Here is a 17,926-nt window from a genome sequence, read left to right on the forward strand (position 1 = left end):
TCCGACCGCTCGGTTCGTAGCCGAGTACTCTATCCAGCTGAGCTACGGATGCATAATCTAAAATGGCGGTGAGGGAGGGATTCGAACCCTCGATGCAGCTTTTGACCGCATACTCCCTTAGCAGGGGAGCGCCTTCAGCCTCTCGGCCACCTCACCATATTTTAGTTACACACGATTTGTTTTTTCAAACATCTCGTCTCTGTGTGGCGCACATATTACTTTCCTAGACTTAGAAGTCAAACAATTTTTCCAAACTTTTTGCATTCCGCAGTCTGTTTGCACATTTCACAAGCAAGATGATTAGTTTAACACCGAAAAAGAACTTTTTCAGCCCCTAAATAACTTACTTTATGAATAAAAAAGAGAGGGATAAAATTGGTTTTGAACCAAAAAATTATTAGCTCACTACCGTTATATGGCGTAATTATAGGCAAAATTTAAAGGAGGGTTGTAAACAAGGCGTCGTCTTACTCAACTAAATAAGTGAACGAAGCAAATAAAAAGTAGTTTATGGAACTAATAAATTTGAAATGATGGTAAGACAAGCGTCCATTCTTGCTGTGTGATCAATCATTGGACGCTTATTCATTATTATTGATTATCTGGTTGAGTCTTTTCGGCCTGGATCCGTTGATAAATTTCTTCACGGTGAACAGAAACTTCTTTTGGGGCGTTAACACCAATACGAACTTGGTTGCCTTTAACACCCAATACAGTAACTGTTACCTCATCGCCTATCATGAGTGTTTCACCAACTCGACGAGTCAGAATAAGCATTCTTTGCTCCTTGAAATATTAAAAGAGTCGGGTCTCTAGGTATCCCCGCTATTGTCCATCACACACCGTGAAAACGTAAAGCAATGACATTCACCTAAAGCATTGATGCCATCAAGGCAAGCATTCTAATTATTTACAAGCAAAATATAGCACTACAAGCAATACATTAACAATGCCGCAACAGATTTAAAGTTGCCTTATATTTCTACAAGGCAACTTTAGTAAGTACTTACAGTCGTGATTCAACCCACTCTTCAACACTGGCCATCGCTGCAGGTAATGCATTTACATCAGTACCACCTGCTTGTGCCATATCAGGGCGCCCACCACCTTTACCACCTACTTGCTGTGCAACATAAGAGATTAAGTCACCTGCTTTAATTTTAGCAGTCAAATCATTAGTCACACCAACGATCATACTGACTTTATCACCACTTGTTGTCGAAAGCACGATAATCGCTGATTTCAACTGGTTTTTCAGATCATCAACCATGGTTCTCAATAGCTTAGGATCAGTATCGCCCAATTGATTCACTAACAATTTGACGCCTTTCACATCTTTTGCTTTGCTGCTTAGTGAAGCACTTTCTTGAGAAGCTTGTTGATCTTTTAGTTGCAAAATCTCTTTTTCTAGCTGACGAGATTTATCCAATGCAGATTTCACTTTTTCAACAAGACTATTAATATCACCTTTTAATAGATGAGCGATTGCCGAAAGTTGTTCTGATTGATGATGAACACTTTCAATCGCCATTGCACCTGTCGTCGCTTCAATCCGGCGAACACCTGCCGCTGTTCCTGATTCACTCAAAATACGGAACAGACCGATATCACCAGTACGGCTCGCGTGAGTACCGCCACATAATTCAATTGAAAAATCGCCCATGCTCAGTACCCGAACACGTTCTTCATATTTTTCACCAAATAATGCCATAGCCCCTTTCGCTTTCGCCCCCTCTAAATCCATCAACTCAGTTTCAATTTCTGAGTTTTGACGAATTTGTGCATTGACGATGTCTTCAACTTGACGAAGTTGCTCTTGTGTCATGGCTTCAAAATGTGAGAAGTCAAAACGCAGGTACTTGTCATTAACAAGAGAGCCTTTCTGAGAAACGTGATCGCCCAGTACTTGGCGTAATGCCGCGTGTAATAAGTGCGTTGCTGAGTGATTCAAGCGAATAGCATTACGTCTTGCGCTATCAACCACGGCAGTAATACGGTGGTTAACTACTAATGAACCTGATTCGACTTTACCGATATGACCAATGGCTTGACCATACTTTTGTGTGTCTGTCACATTGAAACGCGCATTGTCATTATTTAAGAAACCAATGTCACCAACTTGACCACCTGATTCTGCGTAAAATGCAGTTTTATCAAGGATGACTAAACCTTCTTCGCCAACATTTAAGCTATCAACAGGTTGACCATCTTTATACAGTGCAGTGATAGTCGCTTGTTGTTCATCATATTGGTAACCAGAGAACTCACTACGCTTATCAACTTTGATTAATGAATTATAGTCAGCACCGAAACCGCTAGATTCTCTCGCACGACGACGCTGGTCTTCCATTGCGCGTTCAAAGCCTTCTTCATCAACTTTAATATTGCGCTCACGGCAAACGTCTGCGGTTAAGTCGATTGGGAAACCGTAAGTATCATAGAGACGGAATGCGGCCTCACCATCAAGGGTATCGTTTTTTAAAGATGCCAATTCTTCATCTAATAATTGTAAGCCACGCTCTAAAGTACGGGCAAACTGCTCTTCTTCTGTCTTAAGAACTTTTTCAACCATGGCTTGTTGACGTTGAAGTTCTTCCGCTGCTGAGCCCATTACGTTAATTAGTGGAGCCACTAATTTATAGAAGAATGTTTCTTTAGCACCAAGCATATAACCATGACGAACTGCACGACGAATAATACGACGCAGAACGTAACCACGGCCTTCGTTTGATGGAATAACGCCATCACTAACAAGGAAAGCACAAGAACGAATATGGTCAGCAATCACTCGTAGTGATTTATTTTCCAAATCAGTTGCACCTGTTGCTTTCGCTGCCGCTGCAATTAATTCACGGAAAATATCGATGTCATAGTTTGAATTGACGTGTTGCAATACCGCAGAGATACGCTCTAACCCCATTCCTGTATCTACAGAAGGTTTTGGCAGAGGTTCCATGGTGCCGTCTGATTGACGGTTAAACTGCATGAAGACGAGGTTCCAGATTTCAATGTAACGATCGCCATCTTCTTCAGGGCTGCCTGGAGGGCCACCCCAGATATGATCGCCATGATCATAGAAAATTTCAGTACAAGGACCACAAGGCCCTGTGTCACCCATCTGCCAGAAGTTATCTGATGCATAAGGTGCGCCTTTATTATCACCGATACGAATGATGCGCTCTGCTGGAACACCAATTTCTTTATTCCAGATATCATAAGCTTCATCGTCTGTTGCATAAACGGTGACCCACAATCTTTCTTTTGGTAGGTTAAACCATTCTTCGCTTGTCAGTAATTCCCACGCAAAGCGAATTGCATCGTGCTTAAAGTAGTCACCAAAGCTGAAATTACCTAACATTTCGAAAAATGTGTGGTGACGAGCCGTATAGCCTACGTTTTCTAAGTCGTTATGTTTACCACCTGCACGCACACAGCGCTGTGCAGTTGTCGCTCGGGAATATGCTCTCTTATCCAGACCAAGAAATACATCTTTGAACTGGTTCATCCCTGCGTTTGTGAACAATAGTGTCGGGTCATTGTTAGGCACTAGCGAACTGCTGGTGACCACCTGATGACCTTTTGTATGAAAAAAGTCGAGAAACGCTTGGCGGATCTCAGCGGTGCTTTTACTCATATTTATCCCGATATCAAGCTGGAAACAGAATTATGAATTGTTGAGATGGCGTGTAACATCACCTCTAATCAACTCTCCGATTAAAAAGTGACTGATAAGATAAAGTCTCTTTGTATAGAAGTAAAATTATAGCTACATCCATTCGTGGCTTTCATTGTAAAGCGTCTAGATATTTTCTGAAAGTATGTTTATACCTCTGGTCAGCGTATTTTTCCACAGAAAAACTGTTGAATAAACGATTATTACGATTGGGAAAAATAAAAAAGGCGCTACCCAATAAGAGCAGCGCCTATAATCTAATGACTAATCAACTGACTAGCTAATAATTAAAATTCTTCTGGTGTTTCTTCTTCATCAGAACCACTGATAAAGTCCGTTGCTGCGCTGCTAAATTCACCAGTATGGTTGAGTAACATTTCACGTAATTTTGTGTCAATTTCATGAGCAACTTCAGGATGTTCTTTTAAGTAAGTCGTTGAGTTAGCTTTACCCTGGCCAATTTTATCACCGTTATAGCTATACCAAGCGCCTGCTTTTTCAATTAGCTTGTGCTTAACACCCAAGTCAATTAACTCACCAAAGGTATTAATCCCTTCACCATAAAGAATTTGGAATTCTGCTTGTTTGAATGGTGCCGCAACTTTGTTTTTTACCACTTTAACGCGTGTTTCGCTACCAACGATTTCTTCACCGTTTTTCACTGCGCCAATACGACGGATATCTAAACGAACAGATGCGTAGAATTTCAGCGCATTACCACCCGTTGTAGTTTCTGGGTTACCAAACATCACACCAATTTTCATACGAATTTGGTTGATGAAGATCAGAAGCGTATTGGAGGTTTTTAAGTTACCCGCTAATTTACGCATTGCTTGGCTCATCATACGTGCAGCAAGACCCATGTGAGAATCACCAATCTCACCTTCAATTTCTGCTTTCGGGGTTAATGCAGCAACGGAGTCAACGATAATCACGTCAACAGCACCTGAGCGAGTCAGTGCATCACAGATTTCAAGCGCTTGCTCACCTGTGTCTGGCTGGGAACACAGTAAGTTATCGATATCAACACCAAGTTTTTTCGCATAAATAGGATCAAGTGCGTGCTCAGCATCGATAAACGCACAGGTTTTACCACTGCGTTGTGCCGCTGCGATGACTTGCAATGTTAGGGTGGTTTTACCTGAAGATTCTGGACCGTAGATTTCAACAATACGACCTAATGGCAGGCCACCAGCACCTAATGCAACGTCAAGCGATAAAGAACCTGTTGAGATGGTTTCAACATCCATTGAGCGGTCTTCACCAAGACGCATAATGGAACCTTTACCAAATTGCTTTTCAATTTGACCCAGTGCCGCAGCCAGTGCTTTTTGTTTGTTTTCATCAATAGCCATGTTTACTCCCTAAGTGCAATGGCCTTGCCACTGCGAATAAAACGATTGAATTCGATTTGTTGGAACTAAGTATACTGTATAATCATACAGTATCAAGGAAATTTTTAATTTAACAGACTCAAAAGTATTTCCAGTGCATAACCTGTTGATTGTAAACGCACTTGATTTCTATCACCTTGAAATACACGATGCCGAGTGGTGACTGACACTGTGCCATCAGCCTGTTTTTTGGCAAAACCAAACCATACTGTACCAACGGGTTTGTCTATACTACCGCCTCCAGGGCCTGCAATACCACTGACTGAAATCGCAAAATCGGCAGCAGCTTCTTTTAATGCCCCTGAGGCCATTTCCTCAACCACTTGTTCGCTAACCGCGCCAAATTGTTGTAAAGATGCATCTGTCACACCAATCATTTGGTGTTTGGCTTCGTTGCTGTAAGTGACAAAGCCACGCTGGAAGTAATCTGAGCTCCCAGAAATATCAGTCAGCACCTTTGCAATCCAACCACCAGTGCAGGACTCTGCGGTAGTGATTGTTTTACCTTGAGCTTGAAGCTTTTTCCCAATCTGAATACTTAATGTTTCGAGTTGCTTCTCATCTATCATTACGTAATCCACCATTTACATCATTTTTTACGAGCACGATCCCAAATCCATAAGCCGGCAATCGCGATCGTGAATACTGCACCAAAGCCAATGCCTGCATTCACTACAGATAAACCGCCCTTAATTGCCAATGAATACAAGCCTAGCATAATCAGCATCGCACTGTTTTCACCTAAATTTTGAACTGCAATAGCATTCCCCGCACCAACTGTTTCTTTACCTTTCTCTTGCAGTAAAGCATTTAGAGGAACAACAAATAATCCGCCAAACACCCCTAAAACAATTAAGATAAAGTAGGATGGAATAATATTAGTTTGCAAGGAAAGTAACACCACCATCACACCGATAATAACCCCAGCAGGAATACAGCGGTAAACGGTTTTCAAAGTAATAAATTTAGCCGCAAGCCCAGCCCCTGCAACAATCCCCACTGCAACCATGGCATTTAAGATGGTTGGGGTTGTGTTATCTTGTAAGCCTAAAGCCACAGGTACCCAAGCAACTAATAAAAAACGCAATGTGACCCCGGCCCCCCAAAACAAACTGGTTCCAACTAGGGAAAAACGGCTTTCCTGATTCGCCCATAAAATACGGCATGCTTGAAAGAAATCAGTGACCAGCAATTTGAGATTCCAACCTTTTCCGGGTCTTGCCGCCGCAAGGTGTGGAATAAAGAAGTTAGCAATAACAGCCAGTGCATATAAAATCGCACATGTCCCTAACGCTAATAACAGATTGATATCAGAGAGCATTCCGCCAACAACAGAGCCCACTAAGATTGCCGCAATCGTTGAAGCTTCCATCACACCATTGGCTTTAACAAGGTTATCTCCCCCTGTTAATTCGCCTAAGATACCATATTTAGCAGGTGAATAAGACGCTGCCCCAATCCCTACCAGTCCATAACAAAGGAAAGGGTTTAACCCAAAGCAAATCCCTAGCGCCCCAATAAATTTAAAAATATTGGAGAACAACATCACGCGACCTTTAGAGAATCTATCGGCTACCTGCCCAACAAAAGGGGCTAGAACGATATAAGTAAACACAAATACCATTTGCAGAATAGGATGGCTCCATTCAGGGTAAAACTCAGCTTTAAGTTGCGCTAATATGGCAAATAACAGGGCATTATCCGCAAATGCAGAGAGGAATTGAGACGCTAAAACGGCTTTCATTCCTCGGCTCATCAACGGTAAATTAGGTGTAGTTTCTTGCATATTAGGCATCCTTTAAGGCCATTTGTTTCAGTGTGACAAAGTCCGTTTTGCCGCTACCTAAAATAGGTAACTCTTTTACCAAGCGGATATCACGAGGAACTGCGAGTTCAGTTAATCCTCGGCTTTTCGCTGCTGCCGATAACGCGCTTCTATCCAACTCTTTATCGGTAGTGAACAAGACTAAGGCTTCACCTTTACTGCTATCGGGTTTTGTCACGACGCCATGATTCGCATTTGGTGACAACGTGGCGACCATCTGTTCAATGCTTTCAAGGGAAACCATTTCCCCGGCCAGTTTCGCAAAGCGTTTAACACGGCCTTTGATAGTGCAGAAGTTTTTATTATCTAACTCAACAATATCACCTGTGTCGTACCAGCCATCTTCTACCTCGCCCTGCGCATTTTCAGCACTTGGCGTTTCAAGTACACCCGGCGCTTCAACACGTAAATACCCTTTCATGATATTTGGGCCTTTAAGTTGCAGTTTTCCGCCTTTTTCGATACCAGAAATAGGGATAATACGCGCTTCCATCTCAGGTAAAATTTGCCCTACCGAGCCTTCTTTAGCCGCCATAGGAACGTTGATAGAGACAATGGGCGCACATTCGGTCACACCATAACCTTCAAGGATACGAATACCGAATTTTTCAAACCAAATTTTCTTCGTTTTATCCGAAAGTTTTTCCGCTCCTGCGACCACATAACGTAAACGGGCAAAATCATATTGATGAGCAAAACGAGCATAATTTCCTAAGAATGTTGATGTACCGAATAACACTGTACAGTTCTTGTCATATACAAGTTCCGGAATAATGCGGTAATGCAGTGGGCTTGGGTATAGAAAAACGCGGCTCCCTGAAAACAGAGGGATAAATAACCCGACCGTTAAACCAAAGGCATGAAATAGAGGCAACGAAGACATAAAACGGTCACGAGGCGTAAAGTCAGCAATCGTTTTAATTTGCTCAACGTTTGCCATCAAACTGGCATGGCTATGCACTACGCCTTTTGGTGTTCCCTCAGAGCCAGAGGTAAATAAGACAATAGCTTCATCCGATGCTTTTCGTGGAACAATGGCTTTACGTGGGTTAAATAAGTGTTTAACAATCCATAACTTATCTTGCAAAGTTACAGTATCTTTTAAATCTTCAAGGTAAATCCAGTTGGCTTCAGGCACCTGTTCTGGAATATGAGTGAGGTTACCTTTCTCGAGAAATTGCCGCGAAGTGAATACCACTTTCGCTGCTGAAGCTTTCAGTGCATTACTAATCCCATGACTACCCGCTGTGTAATTCAACATCGCAGGGACACGCCCTCTCATCAATGCCCCAAAAATCGCTGCCGCCGTCACCGTTGCATTAGGCAGTAAAAGGCCAACGCGTTCGTTTTCGTGGGTATAGCGTTCAATGATACGCCCTACCCCTAGCGTTTTTTTCAGTAATGTTTGGTATGAGTCTTCTTTAAATGCGATGTCTTCAATACATGGCGTACGGCGACCAAAACGCTGCACACTGTCGATAAACTCTTCAACCAGCGTCACTTGTGGTCGGCAAGCCATACGTGCAGATTTCATAATTTGATAAAGATGTTCGCCTGCTAGCGCACGACGCTCAACCGATTTTGGTGCTTCTGGCATCGGAATAATTTGCGCAGGCAAAATATGTAACGTAATTTTCGGGAACCATTTTAGCGGAATAATGCCTTTCAAGCGCCCAAAGTGGCTACGCTCAGCACCCTCAATACGAATAGGGACAACCTTTGCTTCAGATTTGGCAGCGACAAATGCCGCGCCTTCATAGATTTTCATCAACGAGGCGTGTACCGAAATTCGCCCCTCTGGGAAAATAACAATTGGGCGCCCTTTGTCTACCTCTTTAACAAGGTGTCGAATCCCCAATGGATTCGCAGGATCAAGCGGGACGATATCAGCATAAGGCTTAAGGCGCTTCACCATTTTAGGTGTTGCAAAAGTTGAGTAAACGGCAAATACAGGTTTTACAGGGAGAAAAAGTGCAATCAAAACGCCATCGAGAAAAGAGACGTGATTAGGGGTAATCAAGCATTTATCTTGATCAAACGCTTTCGCATCACCAACAACTTCAACACGAAATAAAAATGTAAGGATGGCTTTGATTATTTTCACCAACATAATGAATGCCTATATTATGATTATATTTTTGTATGTTACCAAAATAGTGTTATGCCGTAATAACACTTATCTTACTGAACAAGGTGCTCTCCACTAGGGGTATAATCCGAAAACACCCAATATAAAAAGCGGCTGTCTATAATGAGTTTAAGATAAATCATTGAGTTGCGCGATAATTTCGTCAATCGGTTGGGTCGCATCAATAATGTGGTGGGCAGTCGCACGGTAGATAGGCTCCCGTTGCTGCATAACCTCTTCAATTTCTTCCACTAAAGATTTACCCGTTAGGCTTGGGCGTTGGTCTGCTTGAGGCTCAGCAGCAAGGCGCTTAGCGAGAACGTCAGGCCTCGCATTTAAATAAATAACCGTTCCGTTATCTCGCATTACGTGTTGATTTTCCTCAGCAAGGATAATTCCTCCTCCTGTAGAAACAACCACATCATCTTGTACAATTGATTTTAAGATTTCACTTTCTAACTGGCGAAAATGATCCCAACCATGCTGCTCAACGATTTCTGCAATACTTTTCCCTGATTTTTCAAGTATTAATTTATCTGTATCAACAAATTGGTAGCCTTTAGATTCAGCAAATAATTTCCCAATTGTTGTTTTACCTGAACCTCTTGGACCGATAATGTAAAACATTAATTTCTATCCCATCATCATGAATGCTAATAAAATTTAGCCACTCATTTGCTTATAAACGTTGCCAGATACGGCAAACCATAAAAAAGAAAGCCACACTTCACTTGTGTGGCTTTATCATTATTTCTTCACTTCTATGGGCGATTTAAAAAATCACCATAACCAATCCATTTGTAGGTTGTTAACGCATCCAGCCCCATAGGGCCCCGTGAATGCAATTTTTGCGTACTCACGGCAACTTCAGCACCTAGGCCAAACTGCCCACCGTCCGTAAAGCGCGTACTCGCATTCACGTATACAGCCGCGGAATCAACACACTGTACAAAATAATCTGCTTGGCTAATCGACTCCGTCAAAATAGCATCCGAGTGTGCGGTGCCATAATGACGAATATGGTCGATAGCCGCATCCACATCAGCAACAATTTCCACATTTAAATCCAGAGATAGCCACTCATCAACTAAATTTTCGGGTTTAACATCAACCACTTTTGCAGGGCCTTGCTGTAAGAATGGCATCGCTTGCTCACTCGCGTGCAACGTGACTTGTTGCTCGGCCATTTTTTCGCTGAGTAATGGCAAAAATTGAGCGGCGATATTTTTGTGGACCAGCAATGTCTCCAGTGAATTACAAGCGCTTGGGCGCTGTACTTTTGCATTAATAATTACGTTGATGGCTTTGTCAAAATTGACAGACTCATCGACAAAAGTATGGCACACACCAATCCCACCAGTGATCACGGGAATGGTTGATTGTTCACGGCATAGCTTATGTAACCCTGCACCACCTCGCGGAATTAACATGTCTACGTATCGATCTAATTTCAGTAATTGAGCCACTAACTCGCGATCAGGGTTATTAATCGCTTGTACTGCTTCTGCTGGTAACCCACTATTTTTCAGGGCTTTTTGAATAACACTAACAACTGCCAGATTAGTATTGTGGGTTTCTTTGCCCCCACGCATAATCGCAGCATTACCGGTTTTTAGGCATAAAGAAGCCACATCGACAGTCACATTAGGGCGTGCTTCGTAGATAACACCAACCACACCCAATGGCACGCGTCGGCGCTGAAGATTTAAGCCGCTATCAAGTTTGCTACCATCAATGACTTGGCCTACAGGATCTGCAAGTTGACACACCTTACGCACATCATCAGCGATATTTTTTAAGCGTTCAGGCGTTAACAACAAGCGGTCTTGCAGCGATTCAGTCATGCCGCTTGCTCTTGCTTGCTCCATATCCTTTTCGTTTGCCGCCAGAATAATGGCACTTTCTTGCTCTAATAAATCCGCAATTTGCTGTAATGCTGCATTTTTTTGTTTGGTGCTTAGCTGAGCTAATTGCCATGATGCAGCCCTTGCTGCTTTACCCATTGTTTCTAACATAATTAACTCACTATCATATCATCGCGATGAACAGCCACAGAACCGTGTTCATAGCCAAGTATCTTGTTTATATCTTGAGAATGTTGACCTGCAATCATTCTGAGTGCATCACTGTTGTAATGAGTAACACCATGTGCAAGGTCTTTCCCTGCCATGTTGCGGATGCGGATCACTGCGCCGCGAGAGAAATCGCCCTCAATTTTCTTAATACCTTTTGGCAATAATGAGCTACCTTTTTCCATAATCGCCAATTGAGCACCGTCATCAATGTACACATCACCCGCAGCTGGCGCACCGAAAATCCAGCGCTTACGGTTTTCCATTGGGTTTTTCTGCCCGTAAAAACGAGTTCCCACAGGAATATTTTCGATGACCGCATTAATGACATCAGGTTTATTGCCTGCGGCAATCACCACATCAATACCCGCACGGCCTGCAACATCCGCAGCTTGTAGCTTAGTCGCCATTCCACCCGTTCCTAAGCCACTGACACTACCACCCGCCATTTCCCTGAGTTCATCATTGATACCATACACTTCGGGGATCAATTTTGCATCTGGGTTGCTGCGGGGATCTGCATCATACAAACCCTCAATATCTGTCAACAATAACAGTTTGTCTGCATCCCCGAGAATTGCGGCAAGTGCCGATAAGTTGTCATTATCGCCCACTTTTATTTCCGCAGTTGCAACCGCATCATTTTCATTGATGACAGGAATAATACCGTTATCAAGTAATGCTTGTAAGGTATCCCGCGCATTTAAAAAGCGCTCTCTGTCTTCTAAATCTGCACGAGTCAGCAACATTTGCCCGATATGGATACCATAAATGGAGAATAATCTTTCCCACAATTGAATCAAACGACTTTGACCGACCGCCGCGAGCAACTGTTTAGATGCAATGGTAGCCGGCAATTCGGGGTAATTTAGGTGCTCGCGACCCGCGGCAATTGCCCCAGATGTCACGATAATAATACGGTGCCCTTTTTCATATTGCTGCGCGCATTGCCTAACCAACTCAACAATATGAGCTTGGTTTAAACGGCGCGAGCCCCCTGTAAGTACACTGGTACCTAACTTAACAACCAGTGTCTGGCTATTTTTCATCATTTTTCTGCCATTAGGATTAATAAAACAAAAGTAGGTATCATTTTTATCAGGAGAAGCGCGTTATGCCAACAGGCATAACGCAAAATTCAACAAAAGTTGGTTTAAAACAAATTTATGCGCTTAATTCCAGTTTTAATTCTGACATTAGCGGTGAAGGGAAGAGGCTTAACTCAAGGTCAGATAATTGCTTAGTGAGCTTTTGATGAAAAGAGATTAAATTCTTTTCAACAGATTCCGTAGTTACACTGTCTTTTAGTGCTTTAACCTGCCAACTACCATGCCCATTGTACAGCCCTAGATGATAGGTAAATTCAAAGCCCGCATCTGTTGCAACTAGCTTTAACCACCATCCCCAAAATTCACGTTTTTCAGGCGCTATGTTGGCATTCACACACACAACCAAACTATCAAATATATAACAACCCTTTAAGCATTGTTTTTCTCTTAAATACGGACCTATCGCTGCAAATTTCTTTAAATATTTTCCATTTGTGTAATCAGTCGGTAAAGCCATGTTAAGGATCTCCTTCTTGGGAAGATCCCTTTTTAACAAATGGGAAAAAATAAGCAAGTTATTAAATTATTTTAAAGTATTTTTGTTTTTAACCAATTCGTTGTTTCACTTAACGCTTTTTCAAAATTGGCAAATACAGGATGGCTTGGTAACATAATAACATCCGCATCCATAGAAGAGCGTTTTATCAGGTCTGCTTCCGCTTTCGGGCTATAAATATCATCTTTTAAGCTGACCGCCAACATAGGCACCTTACTTCTTCGGCCTAAAAGCCCCTGATTTTTCAAAGAATAACAACTAAGCTCATGGCGCAACGCAGAGCCATCAACTTGATAAATGCCTAAACGGCTGGCGAACACATCCAAAACCATTCGAGGAATATCTCGTTGATATTTCTCTTCGTGCAATAAACTGTGCACAATTGGACCTATTACCGCGACCCCTTTGATTTTTTCAGGGCACATATAAGCTAATCTTAACGCTATGTTTGCACCAAAACGCATTCCTACGATGCCAAAACGCGTATGGTCAATCCATGCAATATCATCAATTTGGCGGACAATTTGCTCATGTAACGTAGTCGTTTCTTGGGTAAGCTTGTATTTGACCGAATAACCAATGGATGGCATATCCAGCGTAAGCATTGCAATACCCAATGGCTCAAGGTAATCACGAAAATAGCGACAAAAATCAATCTGTAAGCTATCTAACATACCGCAGATCATTACGGTAGGATAAGGCCCTTGCCCATGAGAAGGGATATGCAAAAAGCCACAAACTTCTTTGCCACCATCGACTTTGAAAGGAATTTTCTTTAAACGGTATTGGGAAAATTTTGCGGCGCTATCATAGGCTTTATTCGCAAGAAGAATCGCTTGATCCGCTAGCTCGTCACCTTTGATAAACGGATAGGCTGCAATGCTATATAAATTTGCCGCTCTTAACCAGGCATTGCCTGCATCAATGCCTTGTTCAAACTCTAAAGCTTTTTGTTGCCAGTGCATCGCTTGTTGAGACCATTCAAAACACCAGTTGCCTGAACGGTTACCGATAACTGTATCGAGTTGGCTCTCATTACTTCGTGGCGCATTCGAAACCGCAATACGGCTAAGCACATCTTCAATTTCTAATGCATCAATTCCACGCCAAATCCACATCAAGCGGTTAATCATGCGATACCAGCCTACATGGTGAGAACCACTCAGCACACTGTGCTCTATGATCTGAGGCAGTGTTTGGGCGGAATATGAAACCAGTGTTGATGTTTCAACCTGTCTGATTTTAGGCTTAAATAGTTTTTCGGATAAATTTTGCTGAGTCATCCCAATTACCTGTATACCGTCGCTGAATGGAACCAAAAAATAAGGGGAATGCACATAATGCACTCCCCAAATTATATCGTGTTTGACTCAAAAATTTTAGGTATTAATGTGTTCTAGTAATCAGTAAAATCTATAAGGCTTTATAATTACAGTGTTTTTACCTAACTTTAAGTAGCAAACAGATTTATTTATCTTGTTCACACAGAGGCTTAACAAAGACAACGCCCATATCCCAAGGCTGCTCAATCCAAGTATCTTGAGGGATATCAACCACATAATCATCAACTAATGGACGACCAGCTGGTTTTGCGAAGATAGTCACAAAGTGTGCTTTTGGATACATATCGCGGATCGCTTGTGCAGTACCGCCAGTATCGACTAAATCATCAATGACGATAAAGCCTTCACCATCGCCTTCAGCGCGCTTGATAACAGTTAATTCGCGTTGATTATCATGGTCATAGCTAGAAATACAAACGGTATCAACGTGACGAATACCCAGTTCACGTGCAAGAAGTGCACCTGGAACAAGTCCACCACGGCTAACCGCGATAATACCGGTCCATTGTTCTACTGGTAATAAACGTTGTGCGAGTTTACGGGCATGTATTTGCAACATATCCCACGTTACGACATATTTTTCGCTCATATAATTCGGGTCCCGACTGCTGAGTAAATCTGAAATGTGTCTTGCGGAAAAAAGGTTGCGCGAGATTATAGTGATTCGGCGCGCTAAAAACCAGTAAAAAGCATCATTCGCCATCAATTATTATCATTTACACTGTCCATTATTCAAAAGAAAGTGTTATCCTGAGTCTATAAAAGAGGCAGCCTTTAATTCGAAACTTCAGGCTGTTAGGTCACAATTACAGCAATGTTCCTTTTAAAAATCGAAGCTGAAACTCGCGTTGACTGTCAATCGGCCGCTGTCTAGATGATTCAGGGGTTTTCCCTAAAGTAACCTAGAGTATACATCAGTATGTGACGAAGGTTTGTGAGTGCGGCCAACAACGCTATAGCTTGAAATACTACGGATATTTTCCCTAAATAGTTCAAGTTATAGCTAGGCGGCAAATGAACAAATCCAAGGAGCATACATCAGTATGTGACGCAGGTTTGTGAGTGTAGCCAACAACGCTATAGCTTGAAATACTACGGATATTTTCCCTAAATAGTTCAAGTTATAGCTAGGCGGCAAATGAACAAATCCAAGGAGCATACATCAGTATGTGACGCAGGTTTGTGAGTGTAGCCAACAACGCTATAGCTTGAAATATAACGGGAAAATCACAGGAGATACACGTGTCTGAACTAACCAAATTATCCCCCCAACCACTGTGGGACATCTTCGCTACCATTTGCTCCATTCCACATCCTTCATATCATGAAGAAGCTTTAGCAGCACATATCGTTGATTGGTCAAAACAAAAAGGCTTCCACGTTGAACGTGATGAAGTTGGTAATATTTTGATCCGCAAACCTGCGACTGCGGGCTACGAAAACCGTAAAGCCGTAGTGTTGCAAGCCCACTTAGACATGGTTCCGCAAAAAAATAACGATACTGTGCATGACTTTAAAGTTGACCCAATTCGCCCGTATGTGAACGGCGAATGGGTGACTGCTGAAGGAACCACATTAGGCGCAGATAACGGTATTGGTTTAGCATCTGCACTGGCGGTTTTAGCTGATGACAGCGTTGAGCACGGTCCAATGGAAGTGCTGTTAACCATGACCGAAGAAGCGGGTATGGAAGGTGCGTTTGGCTTAAAAGCAGGCTGGTTACAAGCGGATATCTTAATCAACACCGACTCCGAAGAAGAAGGCGAAATCTACATGGGTTGCGCTGGTGGTGTTGATTTCACAACCACTTTTGACCTAACTCGCGAAGCATTGCCACAAGGTTATCAAACCTTTACCTTGACTTTGAAAGGCTTAAAAGGCGGCCACTCGGGTGGTGATGTTCATTTAGGTTTAGGTAATGCAAACAAACTGTTAGCGCGTTTTCTTGCAGGCCACGCAGAAGATCTCAGCCTAAAACTATTAGAGTTTAAAGGCGGTACAGTACGTAATGCTATCCCACGTGAAGCACACGCCATTATTTCTGTTCCAGCTGGTAAAGTCGCCGATCTGACGGCACTAAGAACACGCTACGAAAGCATTCTGAAAAATGAGTTAGCCGCTGTTGAACCTAACTTAGTGCTGTTGTTAGATGAAACACAAAGCGACTTAAAAGCACTGTCTGATGACTGCCAACAACGCTTTGTTTTCTTCTTAAATGCGGCACCAAATGGCGTTATCCGTATGAGTGATGTCGCAAAAGGTGTCGTGGAAACCTCACTAAATGAAGGTGTGGTACGTATGACGGAAGATAAAGCAGAGGTCATCTTCCTCGTTCGTTCACTCATCGATAGCGGTAAAAATTATGTCGTTAACATGCTGACTTCTGTCAGTAAATTAGCGAAAGCTCAATACCGTGCAGAAGGTAGCTACCCAGGTTGGCAGCCAGATGCAGACTCTGCTGTGATGCACTTGGTGAGCGAAACCTATAATAAGTTGTTTGGTAAGATCCCAAATGTGATGGTGATCCATGCGGGCCTTGAGTGCGGTTTGTTCAAGAAACCCTATCCAGATATGGACATGGTCTCCATTGGGCCAACCATTCGTGGCGCACACTCACCAGATGAACGTGTTCATATCGCCAGTGTTGGCGAGTATTGGAAACTGTTAACTGCGGTACTAAAAGCCATCCCAGTTAAAGGTTAATCCACTGATATTGAATAGAATGCTCATCCTTGTGGTGAGCATTTTTTAAAGTTCAAGCAATAACTGCCGCTCTAATTGCGGACTTTGTAGCATGACATGTAACCCCACTAACCTGACCCCTCGCTTTAACCGACGATTTTCCCAAACCTGCTGTGCGAGTTGTACCAAATCTTGTTTGTTTAGAATGGGATACACATGCTCCTGTGTTGTTTGTTGAAAGTCATCAAACTTGAATTTCACCCCTTGGCGGGCAATGCGTAGATCAGGTTTTACTTTAGCTAAACGTAGCTGTAATTCATCATACAGTTTATCTAACAACAAAAGACAATCGCTCCATTGATGGATATCTTCGGCTAAAGTCCGTTCAACCCCCACAGACTTTCTCAGCCTATCTGGGTTTACAGGGCGCTCATCAATAGCATGGCAACGTTCCCAAAGAGCTTGGCCAAATTTCCCCATACTCTTAATTAATGTAACCACATCAAATTGCTGCACATCCGCACAGGTATTCAGCCCCATATCCGCCAATTTTTGAGCCGTCACTTTGCCGACGCCAGGGATCTTTTTTAATGGTAACGTGAGAACGAATTGATCCATATTTTGTGGCGTGATCACAAACTGACCATTCGGTTTATTCATATCTGAGGCAATTTTCGCTAAAAACTTGATAGGCGCAATCCCCGCAGATGCCGTTAGCTGCAATTCATCAAAAATTTGCTGGCGAATAGCCTCTGCAATCAATGTGGCAGAGCCATGTAGCTGAGTACAATCCGTCACATCCAAATACGCTTCATCAAGGGAAAGAGGTTCGATTAAATCGGTATAGCGCGCAAAAATCTTACGAATATGAATAGAGGTTTCTTTATACAGAGCCATACGCCCTGAAACGACTTTTAGATGAGGGCAAAGTCTCAGAGCAATCGCAGTCGACATCGCACTGTGTACACCGTAGCGACGCGCTTCATAGTTAGCTGTGCTGATAACCCCCCGACGATCCGCACTTCCCCCAACAGCAATAGGCACATTACGTAGGCTTGGGTCATCGCGCATTTCTATCGCCGCATAAAAGCAGTCCATATCAATATGAATAATTTTACGCACGGGTTCACTCACAAAAAACCAATCAACTGATTAAATATACAGTATTTTTATTAGCCACGCAATTAAGAGGCCCAATAATGCT

The 17,926-nt window shown here is 42.7% G+C and carries 14 protein-coding genes and 1 tRNA gene; 1 reads left to right on the plus strand and 14 read right to left on the minus strand.

Translation table 11 applies throughout. The features are described 5' to 3' along the window. Positions 1-63: 63 nt before the first annotated feature. The 13 genes from ABWP91_RS07675 to gpt all read right to left on the minus strand — a co-directional run bounded on the left by ABWP91_RS07675 (position 64) and on the right by gpt (position 14,629). Positions 64-156: transfer RNA gene (locus ABWP91_RS07675), tRNA-Ser, on the minus strand. Positions 157-591: 435 nt separating this feature from the next. Next, on the minus strand, positions 592-777 hold the full coding sequence (gene csrA / locus ABWP91_RS07680; protein ID WP_004264815.1) for a carbon storage regulator CsrA: 186 nt from the start codon (positions 775-777) through the stop codon (positions 592-594). Between the two features lie 229 nt (positions 778-1,006). Further along, positions 1,007-3,634: an alanine--tRNA ligase gene (gene alaS, locus ABWP91_RS07685; RefSeq protein ID WP_353242773.1), complete on the minus strand. Its 2,628-nt coding sequence runs from the start codon at positions 3,632-3,634 to the stop codon at positions 1,007-1,009. A gap of 326 nt (positions 3,635-3,960) precedes the next feature. Beyond that, positions 3,961-5,028: a recombinase RecA gene (gene recA / locus ABWP91_RS07690; RefSeq protein ID WP_353242774.1), complete on the minus strand. Its 1,068-nt coding sequence runs from the start codon at positions 5,026-5,028 to the stop codon at positions 3,961-3,963. Positions 5,029-5,132: 104 nt separating this feature from the next. Next, positions 5,133-5,636 carry a nicotinamide-nucleotide amidase gene (gene pncC, locus ABWP91_RS07695; protein ID WP_353242775.1) on the minus strand — a complete coding sequence of 168 codons (504 nt, stop codon included), beginning with the start codon at positions 5,634-5,636 and terminating at the stop codon, positions 5,133-5,135. 20 nt (positions 5,637-5,656) lie between these two features. Beyond that, positions 5,657-6,853, minus strand: coding sequence for a lysophospholipid transporter LplT (gene lplT / locus ABWP91_RS07700; RefSeq protein WP_353242776.1), 1,197 nt, complete (start codon positions 6,851-6,853; stop codon positions 5,657-5,659). Position 6,854: 1 nt separating this feature from the next. After that, positions 6,855-9,002 carry a bifunctional acyl-ACP--phospholipid O-acyltransferase/long-chain-fatty-acid--ACP ligase gene (gene aas / locus ABWP91_RS07705; RefSeq protein WP_353242777.1) on the minus strand — a complete coding sequence of 716 codons (2,148 nt, stop codon included), beginning with the start codon at positions 9,000-9,002 and terminating at the stop codon, positions 6,855-6,857. Between the two features lie 147 nt (positions 9,003-9,149). Then, positions 9,150-9,647 carry a shikimate kinase AroL gene (gene aroL, locus ABWP91_RS07710; protein WP_353242778.1) on the minus strand — a complete coding sequence of 166 codons (498 nt, stop codon included), beginning with the start codon at positions 9,645-9,647 and terminating at the stop codon, positions 9,150-9,152. 134 nt (positions 9,648-9,781) lie between these two features. Beyond that, on the minus strand, positions 9,782-11,035 hold the full coding sequence (gene proA, locus ABWP91_RS07715) for a glutamate-5-semialdehyde dehydrogenase (protein ID WP_353242779.1): 1,254 nt from the start codon (positions 11,033-11,035) through the stop codon (positions 9,782-9,784). Between the two features lie 2 nt (positions 11,036-11,037). After that, the gene (gene proB / locus ABWP91_RS07720) at positions 11,038-12,141 is read right to left on the minus strand and encodes a glutamate 5-kinase (protein WP_206084765.1); all 1,104 of its coding nucleotides are present in this window, start codon (positions 12,139-12,141) and stop codon (positions 11,038-11,040) included. A 115-nt stretch (positions 12,142-12,256) separates the two neighbouring features. Further along, complete coding sequence (gene crl, locus ABWP91_RS07725; RefSeq protein WP_353242780.1) at positions 12,257-12,658, minus strand: sigma factor-binding protein Crl; 402 nt, start codon at positions 12,656-12,658, stop codon at positions 12,257-12,259. Positions 12,659-12,729: 71 nt separating this feature from the next. Beyond that, positions 12,730-13,980 (minus strand): esterase FrsA, encoded by a 1,251-nt coding sequence (frsA, locus tag ABWP91_RS07730; RefSeq protein WP_353242781.1) that lies wholly within the window; start codon positions 13,978-13,980, stop codon positions 12,730-12,732. A 184-nt stretch (positions 13,981-14,164) separates the two neighbouring features. Beyond that, positions 14,165-14,629, minus strand: coding sequence for a xanthine phosphoribosyltransferase (gpt, locus tag ABWP91_RS07735; RefSeq protein WP_206084762.1), 465 nt, complete (start codon positions 14,627-14,629; stop codon positions 14,165-14,167). A gap of 653 nt (positions 14,630-15,282) precedes the next feature. Here gpt and pepD point away from each other — a divergent pair. Beyond that, a complete protein-coding gene (pepD, locus tag ABWP91_RS07740) occupies positions 15,283-16,743 on the plus strand; it encodes a beta-Ala-His dipeptidase (RefSeq protein WP_353242782.1) in 1,461 nt (486 codons plus the stop codon). A gap of 45 nt (positions 16,744-16,788) precedes the next feature. Here the strand turns inward: pepD and dinB are convergent, their stop codons facing one another. After that, positions 16,789-17,844: a DNA polymerase IV gene (gene dinB, locus ABWP91_RS07745; protein ID WP_353242783.1), complete on the minus strand. Its 1,056-nt coding sequence runs from the start codon at positions 17,842-17,844 to the stop codon at positions 16,789-16,791. Positions 17,845-17,926: the final 82 nt, after the last annotated feature.

Source organism: Providencia sp., assembly GCF_040396775.1.
GTDB lineage: Bacteria > Pseudomonadota > Gammaproteobacteria > Enterobacterales > Enterobacteriaceae > Providencia.